We start from the raw sequence: 21241 nt of genomic DNA, 5'->3' as shown, positions 1-21241 counted from the left end.
GAAAATTATGTTTGGTAAAGGTGGTTTGGGCAATTTGATGAAACAGGCCCAGCAGATGCAAGAAAAAATGCAGAAAATGCAGGAAGAAATTGCAAATCTGGAAGTGACCGGTGAATCTGGTGCTGGTCTGGTGAAAGTTACCATTAATGGTGCACATAACTGCCGTCGAATCGAAATCGATCCAAGCCTGATGGACGATGATAAGGATATGTTGGAAGATTTGATTGCTGCAGCATTCAATGATGCGGCCCGCCGTATTGAAGAAACTCAAAAAGAAAAAATGGCCAGTGTTTCCAGTGGAATGCAATTGCCACCTGGCTTTAAGATGCCTTTCTGATGCAAACCAGTCCTCTTCTTGAATCCTTGATGGAAGCATTGCGTTGCCTGCCGGGCGTAGGTCCTAAATCGGCACAACGAATGGCGTTTCATCTTTTACAACGGGATCGCAGTGGCGGTATGCGGCTTGCGCAAGCATTGACGCGCGCCATGTCTGAAATTGGTCATTGTCAGGACTGCCGGACATTTACAGAGCAGGAACAATGTACAATTTGTGCCAATCCTCGTCGCCAGCAAAATGGTCAAATCTGCGTGGTGGAAAGCCCCGCGGATATCCACGCAATTGAACAGACTGGTCAATTTGCCGGGCGTTATTTTGTTCTTATGGGGCATTTATCGCCATTAGATGGTATTGGTCCAATGGATATTGGGTTGGATCGCTTGGAAGAACGTTTGTCTTCTGAAACCCTGTCAGAAATTATTCTGGCAACTAACCCGACTGTCGAAGGAGAGGCAACAGCAAACTATATTGCGGAAATGTGCTCACAATATGGTGTGACTGCCAGTCGTATTGCTCATGGTGTTCCCGTTGGGGGGGAACTCGAAATGGTGGATGGAACAACACTGTCCCATTCTCTTGCTGGCCGGCAGAAAATTACTGATTTGTGATTGTTCCCTCATTATTTTTAATGGGAAATTCCAATGGATGGTGTTGCAGAGAGCACCGCCATCCATAATATTTTATTTAATTAATTGTTTTTACTGAGTTATATAATTAATTTCACATTCTTCTTGTCATCTGAGCTTGAAATTTTTAGGTTTTATCCCCATCTGATTACCATCTTCCGATTTTACATATCTGAACTGGATTTAGATTGAGGTAATAAATGAGCATGAAAGATCAGGAAACCCGTGGATTTCAGTCTGAAGTTAAACAATTATTGCAGTTGATGATCCACTCTCTCTATTCCAATAAAGAAATTTTTCTCCGCGAGCTGATTTCAAACGCATCAGATGCTGCTGATAAATTACGCTTTCGAGCATTATCTGCGCCTGAATTGTACGAAAATGATGCTGAGCTACGTGTTCGTCTGGCTTTAGATAAAGAGAAGAAAACGATCACCATTAGCGATAATGGTATTGGTATGACTCGTGATGAAGTGATCGATAATCTGGGAACGATTGCAAAATCCGGTACTAAGGCATTTCTTGAATCTATCGGCTCTGACCAAGCTAAAGATAGCCAGTTGATTGGACAATTTGGTGTTGGTTTTTACTCTTCCTTTATTGTTGCTGATAAAGTGACCGTACGTACCCGTGCAGCAGGTGCGAAAACAGAAGAAGGTGTATTCTGGGAATCGACTGGTGAAGGTGATTACACTGTTGCAGATATTGAAAAGACAGATCGTGGTACAGAAATTACCTTGCATCTGCGCGAGGGGGAAAGCGAGTTCCTTAATGACTGGCGTCTACGTTCTATCATTGGCAAATATTCTGATCACATTGCTTTACCTGTTGAAATTGAAACCCAAACTAAAAACGAAGAAGACGATTCAGTTACTGTCGCATGGGAAAAAATCAATAAAGCTCAAGCCTTGTGGACTCGTGGTAAAGCTGAAATCAATGATGATGAGTACAAAGAATTCTATAAACATATCTCCCATGATTTCGCTGATCCTCTAAGCTGGAGCCACAATCGTGTTGAAGGTAAGCAGGAATACACTAGCTTACTGTATATCCCTTCTCAAGCTCCGTGGGATTTGTGGAACCGTGAACATAAACATGGTTTGAAACTGTATGTGCAGCGTGTTTTCATCATGGATGAAGCTGAACAATTCATGCCAAATTATCTGCGTTTTGTCCGTGGCTTAATTGATTCTAATGATCTGCCATTGAACGTTTCCCGTGAAATTCTGCAAGATAGTTCCATCACCCGTAATCTGCGTAGTGCATTGACTAAACGCGTATTGCAAATGCTGGATAAACTGGCAAAAGATGACGCAGAGAAATACCAAACTTTCTGGCAGCAGTTTGGTCTGGTGTTGAAAGAAGGCCCTGCTGAAGATGGTGGAAACAAAGAAGCTATCGCTAAGTTACTGCGTTTTGCAACCACTCACAATGACAGCTCTTCACAAACCGTTTCTCTGGAAGAATACGTTAGCCGCATGGCTGAAGGTCAGGAGAAGATTTACTACATTACGGCTGATAGTTATGCTGCGGCGAAGAATAGTCCACATCTGGAACTGTTCCGTAAGAAAGGCATTGAAGTTCTGTTGTTGTCCGACCGTATTGATGAATGGATGATGAGCTATCTGACTGAGTTCGATGGTAAATCATTCCAGTCAGTCAGTAAGGCTGATGAATCCCTTGATAAACTGGCTGATGAGAACAAAGCCGAGCAGGAAGAAGAAGATAAAAAACTTGAACCATTCGTTGAACGCGTGAAAACACTGCTTGGTGAGCGTGTGAAAGAAGTTAAATTGACTCATCGATTGACTGATACTCCGGCGATAGTCACCACCGATGCCAACGGAATGACGACTCAAATGGCAAAACTGTTTGCAGCAGCAGGTCAATCAGTGCCAGAAGTTAGTTATAATTTTGAACTGAACCCTGAGCATAACTTGGTGAAAAGAGCGGCTGACATTCAGGATGATACTCAGTTTGCTGACTGGATAGAATTACTGCTGGATCAGGCCCTGTTTGCTGAACGTGGAACATTGGAAGATCCAAACCAATTCATTCGTCGTATGAATCAATTATTATCCGCTGAACAAGCATAATTTCGTTGAAATTATGGTAATAAACCACGCTTCAACCGAAAATGGAGCGTGGTTTATTTTTTGATTAATGCGAAAACGTTTACCTGTTTTCTTGAGCCATCCCCCATTCCAATGGTATGGTGGTTCGTTTTCTTTAAAAAATACGAAAAAGCAAATAGCAAGGGGATTTACGCGATGCGTATTATTCTGCTGGGCGCGCCAGGCGCCGGTAAGGGGACTCAGGCGCAATTTATCATGGAGAAATTTGGGATCCCCCAGATTTCGACAGGTGACATGTTGCGTGCCGCAGTAAAGGCAGGCACCGAGTTAGGTTTGAAAGCAAAAGAATTGATGGATAATGGCAAACTGGTCACTGACGAGCTGGTGATTGCCTTGGTTAAAGAGCGTATCAAACAAGATGATTGCCGTAATGGGTTCTTGTTGGATGGGTTCCCACGTACCATTCCTCAGGCTGATGCTATGAAAGAAGCGGGTATCAAGGTTGATTATGTGCTGGAATTTGATGTTCCAGACGACATTATCGTTGAACGCATTATTGGTCGTCGTGTGCATGCACCATCAGGCCGTGTTTACCATATCAAATTTAATCCACCAAAAGTGGAAAGCCACGACGATATTACAGGCGAAGAATTGACTGTTCGTAAAGACGATCAGGAAGATACAGTTCGTAAACGCCTGGTTGAATACCATGCACAAACAGCTCCTTTAGTTTCTTATTACCAACAAGAAGCTCAGAACGGTAATACAAAATACTTCAAACTTGATGGAACCCGTCAGGTATCTGAAGTCAGTGAAGAATTAGCCAGAATCCTGGGCTAATTATACAGTCGGTTCTTGATTCATTTTAATTCTGAACAGTTAGAGCAGGCGGTGTGAGTGCCGCCTGACTTTTACCTCACATACCATGAAACTCTCGCTCCATAAAATGTAATATGTGACTATCATAGTGTTTTATTTTTGATTACCAGTCATTTTGATGGAGTGTTGAGGAATGAGTAATCGCAATTATGGTGTTATATTGGTCAATCTTGGCACACCAGATGAGCCTACACCAACAGCAATCAAACGTTATTTGGCGAAATTCCTAAGTGACCGGCGGGTGGTAGATATCCCTGCGTTGATTTGGAAGCCATTCTTACACGGTGTTATTCTTCCCTTCCGTTCTTCCCGTGTCGCTAAACTATACAAAGAAATCTGGACAGAAGAGGGCTCTCCTTTACTGGCTTATAGTATTCGCCAACAAAAACGATTGAGTGAAAAGCTGGGTAATATTCCTGTGGTTCTGGGGATGACTTATGGCTCACCTTCTTTGCCTCAGGCAGTAGATACTTTGTTACAGCAAGGTATTGATCATTTCATCATACTTCCTCTCTATCCCCAATATTCCAGTACAACATCGGCAGCTGTATTTGACAGTATCAGCAAAATATTGCAGGGATATTGTACCATTCCTCATCTGAATTTTATCCGTGGTTATGCAAGGCACCCTGCTTACATTGCTGCGCTGAAGGAAACAGTAGAACAAAGTTTTGAAAAGCATGGTCAGCCTGATCGCCTTATTCTTTCTTACCATGGCATTCCTGAACGTTTAGTTAAGATGGGGGATATTTATCCAAAAGATTGCCTGGCAACAACGGAGTTTTTGTCGCAAGTGTTGGATTATCCGGCAGATAGAATTATGATGACCTACCAATCACGTTTTGGTCGTTTGCCATGGCTAACCCCTTTCACGGATAAGACAATGGCATCGCTGCCAAAACAAGGTGTAAAACATGTTCAGGTACTATGTCCGGGATTTGCATCTGATTGTCTTGAGACATTGGAAGAAATTAAGCAACAGAATAAAGTTGTTTTTTTGGGCGCAGGTGGAAAAAAGTTTGAATATATACCTGCACTTAACGATAATGAGGCACACATTTCGCTGTTCGAACAATTGGTCAATAACATCATCAGATAATGAATTATTGGCAATCATGGATTGTTATTGAACTCCATGTTGGCAAGACCTTAGTAGATACGGATATTTTTGCCTATAGTTAACCAGCATATGTTTTGCGAGTTGTGTGATTTTTTAAGGATATTGCTTCAAAATCAACAAATTCCGTGAGTATGAAGTAGAAACTCGGCGGCAACAATTGAGAAGCAAAATTATTTTGGATTGGAAATGTAGATAATGAGTAATAAACCAGTTAAGTACGCAGATTCTTATGAGGGGCATGCAGATTATTATCATTCAAGGCAAGAAGATGAAATTGATCTGTTTGAACTGTTCTCCGTAATCTTTCAATCAAAATATTTGATTATTGCAGTATCCTTTGTGTTTGCAGTCATTGGCTTTGGTGTTGCATCATTCTTGCCACAAAAATGGACTAGTACGGCTGCAGTGGTGCAACCAGGGCTGGAAGAGTTTCAGCCATTAAAGAACGCATTAACAGAGTTGCATGTTCTTAATCTCGAATCAAATCTGACAGAAGAATCGTTATATAAGCGTTTTGTTGAAAACTATAATTCACGTGTATTACGTGAAGAATATTTGGTGGACACTGATTATTTCAAAGCACTGCTTGCCAGCAAAGATGAAATTACTGCACAGAGCAAAAGAAGCCTGATCGAACAGATTGTAAATAAAAATATTTCCTCTTCCGTACCTAAAAAAGATAAAGATGACGAGTTTTATGAAACAACGCTCTCTTTTAGTGCCGGTACGGCGGAAGATTCTTACAAACTGTTATCTGGCTATATCAAATTTATCTCCGCAGTTGTGCGGGATCAGGTGAAAGATGAACTGAATGATACAGTGCGTCAGAAGCTGGTTTACTCGAAAAAACTCTATGAGATTGATTTAGCCCGTATCACAAATATGCGTGCTACAGATATTGAACGATTGAAGTATGCGATTTCCATCGCCAACTCCGCGGGTATCAAAAAACCAGTCTCTAATGGTGGTGCTATCATTAAGGATGATCCCGATTATTCCATTGCATTAGGTTCCGATGCGTTGCAACGAAAGTTGCAGATTACTGAAGGAATTACCGACTCAACAACGATTGATGCGGATTTGCGTAACCGTCTTTTGAATATCAAAAATCTGGAAACTGTCAATATTGATAAACTTGATTTCCAGCCATTCAGATATATGCAGGAGCCTTACGAGCCGACAACGAAAGATTCACCTAAGCGTGTGTTAATTCTGGTTGGTGCTGGTTTTATTGGCTTTATTCTGTCCATTATGTTTGTCCTGATGCGCCATACGGTGCGTAGCCGTCAGAAGCAGCAGACAGCTTAATATAGTTTTATAAGCCAATGCCTTGTTAGAGGCTTATAATCATCGTAATTTTAGCGGCCAATGTTGTAATAACATTGGTCGTTTTCCTTTTATGGATACCCTTTATGAACACCCGGTTTTTTGTTTCTCTGTGGTATTGTGCCAAACGGGATTATGCTAATATGCCGCATGTTTTGGCTCTATAGCAGCAATCAACTATGAAATTCCCCGGTAAGCGTAAATCTAAACACTATTTTCCTGTCAGCCTCAGAGATCCTCTACTCCAGCCCATCAAAGAGATGACGGATACTGAAAGTAATCGAGCCTATATTGTTGGTATTGACCAAATATTGGTAGATATTGAAGCAAAAGTGGATGAAAGTTTTATTCAACGTTATAACCTGAGCCAAGGGCATTCACTAGTTATTGAGGATGATGTGGCTGAGGCACTCTACAATGAGTTAGCAGAAAATAACTTGATTAGCCATCAGTTTGCAGGTGGAACTATCGGTAATACTTTGCACAATTACTCTGTTTTAGCGGATGATAAATCCGTATTGCTTGGTACTATGTGTAATAATATCCAAATCGGCAGTTATGCCTATTGCTATCTCTGCAATACTTCCAGTCGTATGGACTTAAATCACCTTCAGGGCGTTGATGGTCCAATTGGTCGTTGTTTCACTTTAATAACTGAAAATGGTGAAAGAACATTCGCTATCAGCCCAGGATTAATGAATCAACTCAGTCCAGAAAATATTCCTGAACATATTATTGCGGAAGCGTCGGCGTTAGTCATTACAGCCTATTTAGTACGTTGTAAGCCAGGTGAACCTATGCCAGAAGCGACGATGAAAGCTATCGAATATGCGAAAAAACATAATATCCCTGTTGTACTGACATTAGGAACTAAACACGTTATTGCTGATGATCCTCAATGGTGGCGTGATTTTCTGGCAGAGCACGTTTCTGTAGTAGCCATGAATGAGGATGAAGCTCAGGAACTGACCGGTTTTAGTGATCCCTTGCTGGCGGCAGATAGGGTATTGAATTGGGTGGATCTTGTGTTGTGTACTGCCGGACCGGCTGGATTGTATATGGCGGGTTACACTGAAGAAGAGCATAAGCGTCAGACTTCACATCCATTATTGCCGGGCGCAATTGCTGAATTCAATCGTTTTGAGTTTAGCCGCGCGATGCGTCAGTCTGATTGCCAGAATCCAATGCGGGTCTATTCTCATATTGAGCCATATATGGGAGGGCCTGAGAAGATTATGAACACTAATGGGGCGGGAGATGGTGCACTGTCTGCATTGCTGCATGATATTACGGCCAATAGTTATCACCGCATGAATGTCCCGAATTCCAGCAAACATATGCGCTCTTACTTGACATATTCTTCTTTGGCTCAGGTATGTAAGTATGCGAATAGAGTAAGTTATCAGGTATTGAGCCAGCATGCTCCGCGCTTGACTCGTGGATTACCAGAAAAAGAAGATAGCCTGGAAGAAGCGTACTGGGAACGTTGATATTTACAGTTCAGGAGTATCCCGTTAGTTTTATCAGGATACTCCATACCGCTAATAATTATGCCGCTGATGGATTGGTTGGTGAAAGTGATGGTGGTGGAGTTATTGGGCAACCTACATCATTTTCCGGTAGTATATTAGCCATCGTTTTGGCAATTTCATGTTCTCCAATGATGATGTGATTGGCACCGCGTTCTGTAATGTAAGTGACTTCATCATCGTAATGAGCACGGACAATGATATTGATATCTGGTCTTATTTCCCGCGCATTTTCAACAATTTTACCCGCTTCATAACCATTTGGAATGGTCAGGAATAGTGTACAAGCGCAATCTAGTCTTGCTAATGTCATGATATCTTTCTTGGCCGCATTACCCATTATGGCACTGATACCAGCTTCTCCTAACTCTTCAAATCCAGCACGTGTATCTTCAATGACTACCAGTGGAAAATTTCTTTCTTGTAGATGTTGGCAAAGCAGACGACCAACCCGGCCATATCCCACGACAATGGCATGACCACAAATATTGACAGGGATCTGAGTTTCTTCTTCTAATGTTTCTTCTAATAGCTGTTCTTCAATGGTTTCTGTTTTCTCCAGATAGCGATCCAGCAGGCTGAATAAAACTGGATTTAACATAATAGAAAGAATGGCGCCGGCAAGTATAAGATTACGAGCATCTTCATCCAACATACCTAAAGTTACTCCGAGCCCTGCCAGAATAAAGGCAAATTCGCCAATTTGCGCCAGGCTGACAGAAATTGTCAGCGCAGTACGTCGCGAATGACCAAAGATCTTAACCAACAACATGGCGGCGGCTGATTTGCCAATAATGATAATGGCAAGGGTTCCTAAAATGGCAATTGGCTGTTGTAAGAGGATCATTGGGTCAAACAACATGCCTACGGACACAAAGAATAGAACGGCAAAAGCGTCTCTCAAAGGCAAAGTATCTTGTGCCGCACGATGACTCAATTCTGATTCATTCAGCACCATGCCGGCAAAAAATGCTCCTAATGCGAATGAGGCATCAAACAGTGTCACAGCACCATAGGCGACCCCCAGAGCGATAGTAAGGACGGCAAGGGTAAATAATTCACGGGAGCCTGTACCGGCTGTTCTCGCTAAAAGCCAGGGGATAAGACGGCGGCCGACGAAAACCATCAATAAAATAAAGGCAACAACTTTGCCAATGGTAATAGTCAGTCCAAGCAGTAACTGGCTTATATTTGCATTCTGGTTATCTAAAATACCAGCAGATGCGGGTAATAATACCAGAGTTAGTACCATTGCCAGATCTTCAACAATTAACCAGCCAATCGCAATCTTACCTCGCTGGCTATCAATGAGTTGACGCTCTTCCACTGCTCTGAGAAGTACGACAGTACTCGCGGTTGACAAGCAGAGGCCAAAGACAATCCCACTGAATAATCCCCAACCAAGTAGTTTTGATAAGCCGGCTCCCAGAACAGTTGCAACGGCAATCTGTGCAATAGCACCTGGGATTGCAATTGATTTTACGGCTAATAAGTCTTTGAGTGAGAAATGCAGGCCGACACCAAACATCAGTAAGATCACGCCAATTTCTGCAAGTTCGGGTGCCAGAGAAGTATCGGCAACAAAACCAGGTGTAAAAGGCCCGGCAAGTACACCTGCCATAAGATAACCTACTAAAGGCGAGATTCTTAGGCGCTGTGCAAACATACCGAGCAGATAGGCGAGAAGAAAACCGCCAACAATAGTCGTGATTAGAGGTGTCGAATGCTCCATCAAGGCTCCTTCTAGGCTAGATTGTTATAGATTGTATTATTAGGTGAGGTAATAATTTATTTTACAAATAATTTAAGACAATTGCTTGAAAAATATTCTTTCATATAGAAATGTAGATGATCTACATAAATATAATTTTAATGGTATTTTATGTAGATCTTTTCATGATTTACTCATGTTTACAAAGAGAAGTGATATTAAGAAAATAATATTTTTTAGTATCTTGTACTATTTTTTTTCATTCTTCTTTTCCATATTTGGCAAGAATAGGGTAAAAATACCAAGAAGTGGTAAAAAAGCACAAATTTTATAAACCAATTCTATACTAGTTTTATCTGCTACATAGCCAAGTACCGCTGCCCCGATGCCTCCCATACCAAATGCCAGCCCAAAGAATAAGCCCGCAACCATGCCTGTCTTACCGGGGATCAGTTCTTGTGCATAGACCAGAATGGCAGAAAATGCAGATGCCAGTATCAGACCGATAATGACACTGAGAGCGCTTGTCCAGGATAGCGATACATAAGGTAATAACAGAGTAAATGGAGCAACACCCAGAATAGATCCCCAGATGACATATTTACGGCCAATCTTATCACCAATTGGTCCACCAATAATCGTGCCTGTAGCTACAGCAAACAAAAATACAAAAAGATAAATCTGCGCGTTTTGCACGGAAATACCGAATTTCTGGATCAAGTAAAAAGTGTAATAACTGCTGATACTGGTGAGATAGAAATACTTTGAGAAAATCAGCACCAGAAGAATGATGAGTGAACGGATAATAATTTTTTTAGAAAAACGGGGATGAGGGAGCGGATTGAATACATGGCGTGAAGTGGCACGGTGTTGCATTTTGTACCACTGACTGACTTGTAACAATATGATGATAGCTAACAGGGCCGCCAGAGAAAACCATCCCACATTACCCTTACCATAAGGTGCTATGATGATAGCCGCTAACAGAGGACCAAGTGCACTGCCCAGATTTCCCCCTACCTGAAATAAAGATTGAGCTAATCCAAGGCGTCCACCCGAAGCCATTCGAGCAACCCGTGATGATTCAGGGTGAAAAACAGATGAACCTGTGCCGACTAGTGCAGCGGCCAATAATATAATAGGAAAACTGTCTGCGTAGGCTAACAAAAGTAACCCAGATAGCGTAAATCCCATCCCGATAGGAAGTGAATAAGGTTGAGGGTGTTTATCTGTATATAAGCCGATGAAAGGTTGTAGTAAGGATGCTGTGATCTGATAAGTCAGAGTGATCATCCCAATCTGGATAAAGCTAAGGGTAAATTCAGACTGTAATAGTGGGTAAATTGCTAAAATAAGCGATTGAATCATATCATTCAGGAGATGAGATAAGCTGATCGCACCAAGTATTGAGAAAGCCGTTCCCTGTGTTTTTTTCCGCGGATCTGATAATGAGATAGTATTACTTTGCTTAATTTTGTTCATTGTTTCACCGATCTTATCTACGTTGTCGTGGTGTTGAACTGTTATTTAATTGTTACACCTTAATACATATTAACTTTCTAATAAAATCTTTGCTTATCTTGATATAATTTGATGCTTATCGCAAAAAAATGAAATAAAACTCTATTTAATGGCCTGATTATGTAATCTTGATCGAAAAAAAACCGCGTCGAACGTCGTGTTGTTATTCCATTCTGTAGTGAGTATGTACTTATTCCAGTAAGGTTCCTTGTTATAAAAAAAGTAACGTGCCTTAAACGGGGGTAGGTTTCAACATTCTTGAAAACTAATAACAGATTTATTTAAGGAACATGGAGATACCCGATGAAATTTTCATTTAAAGCGTCAGTATGTGCCCTGGTTGTTTCTCTGTCATTGTCGCCGATGATCGCATCCGCTTGGGAAAAGGATAAAACGTACGATATTACAATCCTGCATACCAATGATCACCATGGTCACTTTTGGCAGAATGATCATGGAGAATATGGCCTGGCAGCTCAGAAAACCGTAGTGGATTCTATCCGTCAGGAAGTTGCTAAAAAAGGTGGTAGTGTATTGTTGTTATCTGGCGGGGATATTAACACTGGTGTGCCTGAATCGGATATGCAAGATGCCGAGCCAGATTTTAAAGGAATGAATCTGGTAGGTTATGACGCGATGGCATTGGGAAACCATGAATTCGATAAGCCTTTGAATGTGCTCTATCAACAGGAAAAATGGGCGACTTTCCCATTCTTGTCAGCGAATATTTATCAAACCAGCACTGGCAAGCGCCTGTTTAAACCATATGTGATATTCGAAAAGCAAGGTGTGAAGATTGCAGTTATTGGCTTAACTACTGATGATACAGCGAAAATAGGTAATCCGGCTAATTTCCCTGATGTGGAATTCCGCATACCTGCCGAAGAAGCGAAAAAAGTCATTGATGAATTGAAGAAGACTGAAAAGCCGGATGTCATTATTGCAGCAACCCACATGGGGCATTACGATGACGGTCAACATGGCACGAATGCGCCAGGTGATGTGGAAATGGCACGTAGCTTACCTGCTGGTTATTTAAATATGATTGTGGGTGGACATTCACAAGATCCGGTTTGTATGTCTGCGGAAAATAAAAACTATAAACAGGTGAATTATGTCCCTGGGACGCCTTGTTTTCCGGATCGTCAAAATGGAACATGGATTGTTCAGGCCCATGAATGGGGAAAATATGTTGGTCGTGCTGATTTCCAGTTTCGTAATGGTGAATTTAAGCTAGTCCATTATCAACTAATTCCTATCAATTTAAACAAAAGGGTCAAAAAAGAAGACGGAAGCACCGAGCGTGTTTACTACACTCATCAAATTCCTCAAAACTCTGAAATGCTGAAATTGTTGACACCTTATCAGGATAAAGGGGATCAGAAATTAGGTGTCAAAATTGGATATGTTGACGGTAAATTGGAGGGCGATCGCAGCAAAGTTCGTTTTATACAGACTAATATGGCTCACCTTGTACTGGCAGCACAGATGGAACGGGCAAACGCTGATTTTGCTGTGATGAGTGGAGGAGGGATCCGTGATTCAATTGAAGCAGGGGATATTACTTATAAAGATGTATTAAAGGTTCACCCGTTTGCTAATCAATTGGTTTATGTAGACTTCAAAGGAAGTGAAGTTCTGCCTTATTTGACTGCTGCTGCGAATATGGAAGCTGATTCTGGCGCTTATGGTCAGTTCTATAATGTCAGTTTTGTGAAAGATGGCAAAAATATCAGTGATGTCAAAATTGGTGGAGAACCACTGGATCTGAATAAAACTTACCGGATGGCAACATTGAACTTCAATGCTATCGGTGGTGACGGTTATCCGCGAATCGATGATTTACCGGGATATGTTAATACCGGTTTTGTCGATGCAGAAGTGTTGAAAGGGTATATTGAAAAACACTCTCCGCTGAAAGTGGCGGACTATGAACCAAACGGCGAAATTGCGCGCAAATGATAATGGGTGAAGGTTAATTATTAGAAAAAAAGACCATCTGAAAATAGATGGTCTTTTACTTACTAGTTGGAACGGTGATAAATAATCTAAAATGGGGATGGTTGAAAATAAATAGTTATCTAATTATTGAATATCATGGTTATTAGTGAATCACTTTCTCCTTTATTTTTAGTTGGTATTATTTTAAAGCCATGGTTTTCGTATAAGTTGATAAGTTTCTTTTTTTTCTGACACTCTAAAATGATTACCCTTCCTCCAATTAAGTATTGTGCTTTTTCAATGATAATGTCTATGGGAGTTAGAATATCTTTAAGTTTTATTGGGTTTTCTTTTAAGGAAAAATTTTTAGCTATTTGACCAATTAAATAAACCTTTAATGAATTTGCATTGTTACTAATACCGTCAAGTTTTTTTATTTTGGACTTAGATAGAGCAAGGTTATGTGTTGGTAACTCCTTAAAGGTCAAGGAAAAGTAAGCTAAGATAACTCCGACTTTATCTAAAATCAAATAAGTCCTTGTTGCATCAGCCATTTCAAATCTAATGGATTTGAAATGTAAAAATGATTCTACATCTTGGTTTAATGGGCATGAAAATGAGCGCAAATACTCTATTGTCTTATCAGCACCAAGAATCATTAATGCTTTATTTAAAGTGAGAATTTGCGTTTTAATATTTCTATTGCCTCTTTTTGTTCAGCTTCAATATCTATATGTTCATATTTGTTATTTCTTGGCCTTCTATTTGCCCTTCGTAACATCTTAATTGCCTTGGGATGGGTGATAACAATCTGCCTGAAAAATGACGAAGTAGCCATTTTTATCTCCTTTTATTTAAATATATTAAGTTACTTGAAATAGTAAATGATATTGTTTTTGCTATATGGGAAGTATATCGGCATTAGATAATTGAACAAGGCCCTGTTTTCAAGAAAACAGAGCCAGCTCGAAAAATTTAACGGAAATTACAATTAGTTTTCAAATTTTGGCAATATCAGCAAATGGACAATTAAGTAGTTGGCATAAATCGGTCGGTGCCAGTTCAATATCCAGGCCACGTTTACCACCAGAGATAAACAGAGTCGGGAGGTTTTGGGCCTGACTGTCAATAACAGTAGGAAGACGTTTTTTTTGTCCTAATGGGCTGATGCCACCTACCAGGTAACCTGTCACTTTTTGTGCCAACTGTGGATCTGCCATATCCGCTTTTTTCGCTTTAAATACTTTGGCGATTTTTTTTAAATCCAGTTGTCCCGCGACCGGCGTGACAGCAACAGCCAGATTTTTAGGATCACCATTCAATGAAACTAAGAGGGTTTTAAAAACCTGCTTAGCATCTAACCCAAGTTTTTTAACCACTTCATCACCAAAATTATGTTCATTAACATCATGTTCATAAGGATAAAGTTTGAAATTAATTTTGTGTTTTTCCAGTAGAGTAACAGCAGGCGTCATGTCATATTTCCTGTAACATTATCTGTATCAATAGTAACTATTAGTCATAGTCTTTATTCCTGTTCTTGTAATAGCTACTGTTGTAACAACTTCAGTAAATTGTTTTCACCCTGGAGATGTAATGCTCCGACAGCCACTAAATATTTTCCTGTCGGTAAGTCATGTAAGCGTTCACTCCATTGGCGATTACGTTCAGTTATCAAGGTCTGGTAAATAACTTCACAGAAAGTCTGTGGTAATGCCTCACTTGCTTGGTTTGGTTTGTAATTCATCCACCAGCTAATCATCATTTGTAAGGTACGGGCGTTAGTATGCCAGTGAACCAGAGTATCTTCTAACAGAGAGATGCCACCATTCGGTAGTTTGGTGAGTAAATTAACCTGAGTATCGGTTCCTTCCAGCTCGATAATATTTTTATCAATGGACCTTGCACTGTTCAGTAGTTGAAAATCAATGCCGTATTGGGGACACAATCCTAAGTATTGAGCCTGAGCGGCCTGTAGGATCAGAGCAACTTGCCATGAAGGTAATGGATCGAGTGACTCTACCGGATGTTGAATCTCGTGGCAGTACTGCTGTAAGGCAGCAAAATGTGCAGATGATAAACGTTGTGACAGTACGACCTGTTCAGGAAATATTTTTCCAAATGGTGAACCAGATTGAGTGATATCTGCTTCGACAATCAGAGAATCGCACTGCTCCAGTTGTTCCAACAGTACTTCGGAAAGTGGATACATATTTTCTGTACCCATATGGATGCTGCCAACAATATGTAATTGTCTATTTTTCGGCAAAGTGACATCAAAAGCAGGATAGGGGTAATATCGTTGGGAATTCAGTCCTAATACATTGCTGAGATATGTCATTAGTTTTCCCATACTACATACTCCGGTAATTGGCATGAATGGGTATGCTAACGCGTTAAAGGTTAACAAGAAAGTGATAAAAGAAAAGCTAAACCCGGTATTGTTTAGCTTTTCGATGTCTGCAATGATGAATATCAGCGTTTAGTTTTAAAGTAAAGTAACCGATTGGCATTGCTGACCACGGTGATTGAAGAGAGAGCCATGGCAGCTCCGGCAATGACTGGATTCAATAATGTTCCGGTTAAGGGGTAGAGAATACCTGCTGCAATCGGGATACCTAGCGTGTTATAGATGAATGCGCCAAATAAATTTTGCTTCATATTACGCAATGTCCCTTTGGACAGTTCAACCGCGTCTGCAACACCATGCAGGCTATGTTGCATCAGGGTAATTGACGCGGTTTCAATGGCGATATCACTACCACTGCCCATGGCAATCCCCACATCTGCTTGTGCCAAGGCAGGTGCATCATTGATGCCGTCACCAATCATGGCAACTTTCTTACCTTCAGACTGGAGATCCTGAATGGCGGCGGCTTTACCATCAGGTAGCACTCCTGCTATGACTTGATCAATACCAGCCTCTTTGGCTATAGCATTGGCTGTTACAGGATGATCACCTGTCAGCATGACTAAACGATAACCCTGAAGACGTAAGCGTTGCAAGGCGGAGACAGTATCCTGACGTAGTGGGTCACGTATTGAAAACAGAGCGGCCACTTTTCCATCGATTGCCAGTATAACGGGGGTAGCACCTTTTTCTGCTTGTTTGGCGACCTGTGATTTAAATTCTGTTGTATCAATCTGATTTTGTTCAAGTAGGTTCAGATTTCCTAACAACAGTGTTGTATTACCAACATTCCCGCGTATACCCGTTCCGGCTAAAGTACGGAATTGTGTTACTTCAGGTAATTGTTGAACTTCAATTTGTTCACTTTCAACTTTCAGCAGAATGGCTCTTGCCAAAGGATGGTTTGAACCGCTTTCTAACGCACCAGCCCACAGCAATACTTGCTCTTTGGTGAATCCATTGAAAGTTTGAATTTCAGTGACCTGTGGCATCCCTTCAGTCAACGTTCCCGTTTTATCGAAAACAAGGGTATCGAGCTGGCTGGCTTGTTGTAGGGCATCAGCATCACGTACTAGCACACCTAATTCCGCCGCTCTTCCGACCCCGGAAATGATGGACATTGGTGTTGCCAGGCCGAGTGCACAAGGACAGGCAATAATCAACACTGTGGTGATGATAACCAGTGAGTACATGATTTGGGGAGCCGGGCCGATGAAAAACCAGATTGCCCCAGCAATTAGTGCAATAGCAACGACAACAGGCACAAATATTGAAGATATTTTATCCGCCAATTGGCCGATTTCAGGTTTACTACTTTGTGCCTGACGTACCAGCTTGATAATTCTTGCCAAAGTGGTTTGGCTACCTACTGCTGAGGCTTTAAATAGTACGGTTCCATCTTGCACCACAGTTCCCGCGTGAACTGTATCGCCAATTGATTTTTGTTGAGGGAGCGCTTCACCTGTCAACATCGCTTCATCTAACCAGACTGTGCCGTGGATGATTTCACCATCCACGGGAACCCGATCCCCTGTTACCAGCCGCAATGTCATATCAGGTTTAACATCAGCCAATGGCAACGTTTTCTCACCGCCTTCTATGATGACCTGAGCTGTTGGAGGTGTTAAATCCAACAATCGCTCAAGCGCTTTTGAGGAACGTTGACGTGCGCGTTGCTCTAAGGCGTGTCCGAGGTTAATTAAGCCAATAATCATAGCGCTGGCTTCATAATAAATGTGGCGCGCCTGAGGCGGGAAAATATCCGGCCATAAGTTAACACTGATAGAGTAGAGCCATGCGGCACCCGTACCCAGTGCAACTAATGTGTCCATTGTGGCACTACCATTTTTCAGGCTTTGCCACGCATTGCGATAAAAATGTCCGCCAGCCAATATCATTACGGCAAGAGTCGCCAGCCCAATGCTCAGCCAAATTGTATGGTTATCTGGAGTGAGCATCATATTGTCACCAATCATGCCCCAAATCATGACCGGAACCCCGACAGCCAGAGCGAGGGCCGATTGCCAACGGAAACGGCGCATATTGGCCTGAGCAATTTGCTGCTGACGTTCCCGGCGCTCGGTTTCATCCAGAATAACTTCTGCGCCATAGCCAGCCTTGATAACAGCATTGACCAAAGCATTGGGAGATGCTGTCCCGGTAACCAGTGCACTTCGCTCTGCAAGGTTGACTCTGGCGTTTTCAACCCCTGCAACAGATTGCAGAGCTTTTTGTACTTTATTGACACAACTAGCACAGCTCATACCATCCAATAGAAGCTGGATACTGTCATGGTCATGTGAAATGGATTGTGTATCCGGAGTAGGATCTATTGCCGCTGCCAAAAACTCCGGTGCTTGTGAAGCAGATTCTGAGGCAGGTGTTGTCAGCGGCTTATTTTTTGGGGAATAGGTTTCCCCTGCTAATTCAGCGTGATAACCCGCTAGCTTTACGGCATTAATCAAAGCCTGATTTTCAGCTTTGCCGTAAATTTTAGCTGTTTGAGTATCGACTTCAGCCGCAACTACACCAGCCACTGATTCCAGCGCTTTTTGGGTTTTACCTGCACACTTCATGCAGTTTAAACCTGAAAGCCGTAATTCAACATCGGGGTGAGTTGCCAGAGTGGCTTCATAACCTGCATCAGTAATAGCGGCAATCAATGAATTGGGAGTTACACGGCCGATCACTTTAGCGTATTCAAGGGTAACTTCTGCTTGTTCAACATTTGACAGATTTTCCAGCGTCTTTTTGACACTGCCGACACAGTGCATACAGGTCAAGCCCTGAAGTGCGAGAATGGTTGTTGTGGACATAACAAAATCTCCTGAAACAGAGTGATATACTTATCGATATCCTTTTAGGCTAAACCTTCCTGCAAGGGGAAGGTCAAGGGGAAAATATGAATATCAGTGAAATTGCCCGCAAGACCGGTTTAACCAGTAAAGCTATTCGGTTTTATGAAGAGAAAGATCTGATTACTGCGCCGGAGCGGGGAGATAATGGCTATCGTTTTTACCAACAGAAACATATTGATGAATTGATACTCTTACGTCAGGCGAGAGAAATAGGATTCACGATTGAAGAGTGCCGGGAGTTATTGCGCTTATCCCGTAATCCCAATCGTCACAGTATAGATGTGAAAACAGCGACACTCCAAAAAGTCACTGAAATAGAAGAAAAAATTGTTAAATTACAGCAGATCAGGGAAAAGCTATTAGTGTTGGCTGCCGAATGTCCGGGAGATGATAGGGCAGATTGCCCCATCATTGAACAACTATCTGGTTGCTGCGCCAATCATGATGGATGAGATACAGGCTTAACTTTTAATGTGATCCCATCAACGGCAATGATTTCAACTTCGGTATTGGCAGTCAGTTCGCTGTCACAATGAATACGCCAACTGCCATCAGCGAGTTTGATACGCCCATAACCATTTTCGGTATCTGCGATTAAGCGGGCGTGTAACCCAATTAACTGCTGGTTTTTCTGATTGAGCATCTTATCGTTATTGCGCGGATGGTAACGCAGCCAGCTACGCCACGCAATGGCAGAGAGTAGTGTTAAGGCAGCAAACAGAGTGCCTTGCAGCTCCCAGCTCATTTCAGGAAAAATCCATGTGATCAGGGCAACAATCACGGCAGCAATACCTGTCCACAGCAAATATCCCCCTGTTCCTAGCAGCTCTGCAATTAATAGTAACCCACCAAAACAGAGCCAAAACCAGACTGGTTGAGTGGCAACCTGTTCAATCATAGTCATTATCCTGAAATAGTCAGTTTATACTGAACCGTTATTTATCCTGCTTGCTTTTCTTGCTTTCATTGATCAACTCAGCAATGCCGCCTACAGCACCCATCAGATTGCTGGCATCCAGCGGCATCATGATCACTTTGCTGTTATCTGCTGCGCCAATACTGGTCAGGGCATCGGTATATTTCTGAGCGACGAAGTAGTTAATCGCCTGCATATTACCGTCGGCAATAGCATCAGAGACCATTTTGGTTGCTCGTGCTTCGGCTTCTGCGGCACGCTCACGGGCTTCCGCTTGCAGGAACGCTGATTGACGTTCACCTTCAGCTTTCAGGATCTGAGACTGTTTTTCACCTTCGGCTTTCAAAATGGCGGCCTGACGAATACCCTCTGCTTCAAGAATATCTGCACGTTTGGTACGTTCAGCTTTCATCTGAGCGTTCATCGCGGAGATCAATTCCTTAGGTGGACGTACATCGCGGATCTCAATACGGGTGATTTTCACCCCCCACGGGTTAGTGGCTTCATCAACGATGGTCAGCAAACGGCTGTTGATTAAATCGCGCTGAGATAACATTTCATCCAGTTCCATTGAACCCAGAACAGTACGGAAGTTAGTCATGGTCAGGTTAATAATCGACAGTTCAAGATTGCTGACTTCATAGGCAGCACGTACCGGGTCAACAACCTGGATAAAGCAGACGGCATCAATGGTGACATTGGCGTTATCGCGGGAAATGACTTCTTGCGATGGGATATCCAATACTTGCTCCATCATATTGATTCTACGACCAATACGATCAATAAATGGTATCAGGATATGCAGTCCCGGTGTCAATGTGCGGGTATAGCGGCCGAAACGTTCTACTGTCCACTGATATCCTTGTGGAACAGTTTTCACACAAGTAAAGACGATGACAACCACAATAATGATCAGAATGGGGACGGCCCCAAGAGAGAGTAAATCCATAATAATTCCTCTATTAGTTAATCATGGAATACAAAAAATCTCTGATTAATAGAGTAAGGAGTATACTTGACGACGATATTTAGATGCCAGTGCATCTCCGGCTCCAAGTGCAGAGATAATATCCATCAACGTTTTTTTCACTTCGCCATTGCCAGCAGAGAGATCTTTTTTCAGGAAACCTAACAGCAGTTCAAGGGCTTCTTTATTACGTCCGACTTCATGTAATTTAGATGCCAGTTGAATCGCAAGTTCTGCATTTTCTGGTTGTGCTGCCATTTCTTGCAGAAGTTTTTGAATTTCAGGTGAATCAGCAGCTTGTTTATGTGATTCAATGGACATCAGCAAATCATGATAACGCTGATCCTGATTTTCCAATGGAATAGTCTCCAATATATTTTGGGCGTCTTCTAACTGATTGAGTGAAATATGGACTTCAGCCAAGAATAAACCCAGTTCAATATCCTGCGGATCGGCCTGATATGCTTCTTTCAGCAAAGGTAAAGCTTCCAGATTTTTGCCTTCAGCAAGCAATTCATTTGCTTGTTCCAATGGTGATTTTTCATGTTGCTGCAAAAGTTGGGCAAACATTTTTCTGATGTTTTCGTCAGTTTGTAACCCTTCAAAACCATGAACAGGGCGGGCTTCACGAACAAAAAGCACTGTTGGTACGGTACGTACACCAAATTGTGCAGAGATATGACCTAGTTGATCGCAATTGACCTTAGCCAGAATAAGTTGCCCCGCATATTCATGTGCGAGCTTATCAAGAGTCGCTTCTAACTCGTGACAATGGAGATCTTGTGGTGACCAGAAATAGAATACCACAAGCTGATTTAAGGACTGCTGGACAGTTGGAGCAATATTAGATTCGTTGATGTGAACAATTTGAGCAGTATTGCTGTTAGTATTCATTGTCGATTCCATGGAATTCTCTCTTTAAGTTCGTTATCAGGCGATTGTCCCCTTTCACTTTGCAAATATATGAATGGGTATATATCAACAATAGATAGGGATGACCTATATCTTTTTCAATCTCAATTAGG

The 21241-nt window shown here is 41.9% G+C and carries 19 protein-coding genes; 9 read left to right on the top strand and 10 right to left on the bottom strand.

Annotation, left to right across the window (positions count from 1 at the left end):
• Positions 1-7 precede the first annotated feature (7 nt).
• From ABLA85_RS04480 to ABLA85_RS04450, 7 genes are all read left to right on the top strand, one after another.
• Positions 8-337, top strand: coding sequence for a YbaB/EbfC family nucleoid-associated protein (locus ABLA85_RS04480; protein ID WP_047679982.1), 330 nt, complete (start codon positions 8-10; stop codon positions 335-337).
• Positions 337-945 (top strand): recombination mediator RecR, encoded by a 609-nt coding sequence (gene recR, locus ABLA85_RS04475; protein ID WP_038262276.1) that lies wholly within the window; start codon positions 337-339, stop codon positions 943-945. Before ABLA85_RS04480 ends, recR begins: the two co-directional genes overlap by 1 nt.
• 224 nt (positions 946-1169) lie before the next feature.
• Entirely contained in the window at positions 1170-3059 is a 1890-nt protein-coding gene (gene htpG / locus ABLA85_RS04470; protein WP_367961892.1) for a molecular chaperone HtpG, read from the top strand.
• 174 nt (positions 3060-3233) lie between these two features.
• Positions 3234-3878: an adenylate kinase gene (gene adk / locus ABLA85_RS04465; RefSeq protein WP_367961736.1), complete on the top strand. Its 645-nt coding sequence runs from the start codon at positions 3234-3236 to the stop codon at positions 3876-3878.
• Between the two features lie 172 nt (positions 3879-4050).
• Positions 4051-5016 (top strand): ferrochelatase, encoded by a 966-nt coding sequence (gene hemH, locus ABLA85_RS04460; RefSeq protein ID WP_367961733.1) that lies wholly within the window; start codon positions 4051-4053, stop codon positions 5014-5016.
• Positions 5017-5232: 216 nt separating this feature from the next.
• Positions 5233-6345, top strand: coding sequence for an LPS O-antigen length regulator Wzz(fepE) (wzz(fepE), locus tag ABLA85_RS04455; protein ID WP_367961731.1), 1113 nt, complete (start codon positions 5233-5235; stop codon positions 6343-6345).
• Positions 6346-6542: 197 nt separating this feature from the next.
• Complete coding sequence (locus ABLA85_RS04450) at positions 6543-7853, top strand: inosine/guanosine kinase (protein WP_367961729.1); 1311 nt, start codon at positions 6543-6545, stop codon at positions 7851-7853.
• Between the two features lie 58 nt (positions 7854-7911).
• On the opposite strand, the gene ybaL is transcribed toward ABLA85_RS04450, so the two are convergent.
• Both ybaL and ABLA85_RS04440 read right to left on the bottom strand, forming a co-directional pair.
• Entirely contained in the window at positions 7912-9624 is a 1713-nt protein-coding gene (gene ybaL / locus ABLA85_RS04445; protein ID WP_367961728.1) for a YbaL family putative K(+) efflux transporter, read from the bottom strand.
• Between the two features lie 228 nt (positions 9625-9852).
• Complete coding sequence (locus ABLA85_RS04440; protein ID WP_367961726.1) at positions 9853-11085, bottom strand: MFS transporter; 1233 nt, start codon at positions 11083-11085, stop codon at positions 9853-9855.
• A gap of 342 nt (positions 11086-11427) precedes the next feature.
• On the opposite strand from ABLA85_RS04440, the gene ushA reads away from it, so the two are divergent.
• Positions 11428-13086 (top strand): bifunctional UDP-sugar hydrolase/5'-nucleotidase UshA, encoded by a 1659-nt coding sequence (gene ushA, locus ABLA85_RS04435; RefSeq protein WP_367961724.1) that lies wholly within the window; start codon positions 11428-11430, stop codon positions 13084-13086.
• A 119-nt stretch (positions 13087-13205) separates the two neighbouring features.
• Here the strand turns inward: ushA and ABLA85_RS04430 are convergent, their stop codons facing one another.
• From ABLA85_RS04430 to copA, 5 genes are all read right to left on the bottom strand, one after another.
• Positions 13206-13724 (bottom strand): acetyltransferase, encoded by a 519-nt coding sequence (locus ABLA85_RS04430; RefSeq protein WP_367961723.1) that lies wholly within the window; start codon positions 13722-13724, stop codon positions 13206-13208.
• Positions 13725-13735: 11 nt separating this feature from the next.
• A complete protein-coding gene (locus tag ABLA85_RS04425) occupies positions 13736-13903 on the bottom strand; it encodes a hypothetical protein (RefSeq protein WP_170140386.1) in 168 nt (55 codons plus the stop codon).
• Between the two features lie 160 nt (positions 13904-14063).
• Positions 14064-14540, bottom strand: coding sequence for a Cys-tRNA(Pro)/Cys-tRNA(Cys) deacylase YbaK (gene ybaK, locus ABLA85_RS04420; protein ID WP_367961720.1), 477 nt, complete (start codon positions 14538-14540; stop codon positions 14064-14066).
• 74 nt (positions 14541-14614) lie between these two features.
• Positions 14615-15418, bottom strand: a complete 804-nt coding sequence (locus tag ABLA85_RS04415; protein ID WP_367961718.1) for a TraB/GumN family protein — start codon at positions 15416-15418, stop codon at positions 14615-14617.
• 122 nt (positions 15419-15540) lie between these two features.
• Positions 15541-18291 (bottom strand): copper-exporting P-type ATPase CopA, encoded by a 2751-nt coding sequence (gene copA, locus ABLA85_RS04410; protein WP_367961716.1) that lies wholly within the window; start codon positions 18289-18291, stop codon positions 15541-15543.
• A gap of 86 nt (positions 18292-18377) precedes the next feature.
• On the opposite strand from copA, the gene cueR reads away from it, so the two are divergent.
• The gene (cueR, locus tag ABLA85_RS04405; RefSeq protein ID WP_367961714.1) at positions 18378-18785 is read left to right on the top strand and encodes a Cu(I)-responsive transcriptional regulator; all 408 of its coding nucleotides are present in this window, start codon (positions 18378-18380) and stop codon (positions 18783-18785) included.
• On the opposite strand, the gene ABLA85_RS04400 is transcribed toward cueR, so the two are convergent.
• The 3 genes from ABLA85_RS04400 to ABLA85_RS04390 are packed head-to-tail and all read right to left on the bottom strand — an operon-like array spanning position 18773 to position 21122.
• Positions 18773-19231 (bottom strand): NfeD family protein, encoded by a 459-nt coding sequence (locus ABLA85_RS04400; RefSeq protein ID WP_367961711.1) that lies wholly within the window; start codon positions 19229-19231, stop codon positions 18773-18775. The two genes, cueR and ABLA85_RS04400, sit on opposite strands and share 13 nt — an antisense overlap.
• A 37-nt stretch (positions 19232-19268) precedes the next feature.
• The gene (locus tag ABLA85_RS04395; protein WP_367961710.1) at positions 19269-20198 is read right to left on the bottom strand and encodes an SPFH domain-containing protein; all 930 of its coding nucleotides are present in this window, start codon (positions 20196-20198) and stop codon (positions 19269-19271) included.
• A 45-nt stretch (positions 20199-20243) separates the two neighbouring features.
• On the bottom strand, positions 20244-21122 hold the full coding sequence (locus ABLA85_RS04390; protein WP_367961708.1) for a tetratricopeptide repeat protein: 879 nt from the start codon (positions 21120-21122) through the stop codon (positions 20244-20246).
• Positions 21123-21241 lie beyond the last annotated feature (119 nt).

The sequence above is a fragment of the Xenorhabdus sp. SGI246 genome (genome assembly GCF_040838225.1).
Lineage (GTDB): Bacteria > Pseudomonadota > Gammaproteobacteria > Enterobacterales > Enterobacteriaceae > Xenorhabdus > Xenorhabdus indica.
The sequence above is the reverse complement of the archived record's forward strand: the minus strand, read 5'-3'. Positions and strand labels throughout refer to the sequence as shown.

Excerpts from the sequence above, each read along its gene's own strand:
- cueR (WP_367961714.1), top strand. The coding sequence starts at position 18,378 with ATGAATATCAGTGAAATTGCCCGCAAGACCGGTTTAACCAGTAAAGCT.
- ybaK (WP_367961720.1), bottom strand. The coding sequence starts at position 14,540 with ATGACGCCTGCTGTTACTCTACTGGAAAAACACAAAATTAATTTCAAA.
- ABLA85_RS04480 (WP_047679982.1), top strand. The coding sequence starts at position 8 with ATGTTTGGTAAAGGTGGTTTGGGCAATTTGATGAAACAGGCCCAGCAG.
- ABLA85_RS04440 (WP_367961726.1), bottom strand. The coding sequence starts at position 11,085 with ATGAACAAAATTAAGCAAAGTAATACTATCTCATTATCAGATCCGCGG.
- ABLA85_RS04390 (WP_367961708.1), bottom strand. The coding sequence starts at position 21,122 with ATGGAATCGACAATGAATACTAACAGCAATACTGCTCAAATTGTTCAC.
- ABLA85_RS04400 (WP_367961711.1), bottom strand. The coding sequence starts at position 19,231 with ATGATTGAACAGGTTGCCACTCAACCAGTCTGGTTTTGGCTCTGTTTT.
- recR (WP_038262276.1), top strand. The coding sequence starts at position 337 with ATGCAAACCAGTCCTCTTCTTGAATCCTTGATGGAAGCATTGCGTTGC.
- ushA (WP_367961724.1), top strand. The coding sequence starts at position 11,428 with ATGAAATTTTCATTTAAAGCGTCAGTATGTGCCCTGGTTGTTTCTCTG.
- ABLA85_RS04430 (WP_367961723.1), bottom strand. The coding sequence starts at position 13,724 with ATGATTCTTGGTGCTGATAAGACAATAGAGTATTTGCGCTCATTTTCA.
- htpG (WP_367961892.1), top strand. The coding sequence starts at position 1,170 with ATGAAAGATCAGGAAACCCGTGGATTTCAGTCTGAAGTTAAACAATTA.
- ABLA85_RS04450 (WP_367961729.1), top strand. The coding sequence starts at position 6,543 with ATGAAATTCCCCGGTAAGCGTAAATCTAAACACTATTTTCCTGTCAGC.
- adk (WP_367961736.1), top strand. The coding sequence starts at position 3,234 with ATGCGTATTATTCTGCTGGGCGCGCCAGGCGCCGGTAAGGGGACTCAG.
- hemH (WP_367961733.1), top strand. The coding sequence starts at position 4,051 with ATGAGTAATCGCAATTATGGTGTTATATTGGTCAATCTTGGCACACCA.
- copA (WP_367961716.1), bottom strand. The coding sequence starts at position 18,291 with ATGTCCACAACAACCATTCTCGCACTTCAGGGCTTGACCTGTATGCAC.
- ABLA85_RS04425 (WP_170140386.1), bottom strand. The coding sequence starts at position 13,903 with ATGGCTACTTCGTCATTTTTCAGGCAGATTGTTATCACCCATCCCAAG.
- ybaL (WP_367961728.1), bottom strand. The coding sequence starts at position 9,624 with ATGGAGCATTCGACACCTCTAATCACGACTATTGTTGGCGGTTTTCTT.
- ABLA85_RS04395 (WP_367961710.1), bottom strand. The coding sequence starts at position 20,198 with ATGGATTTACTCTCTCTTGGGGCCGTCCCCATTCTGATCATTATTGTG.
- ABLA85_RS04415 (WP_367961718.1), bottom strand. The coding sequence starts at position 15,418 with ATGGGAAAACTAATGACATATCTCAGCAATGTATTAGGACTGAATTCC.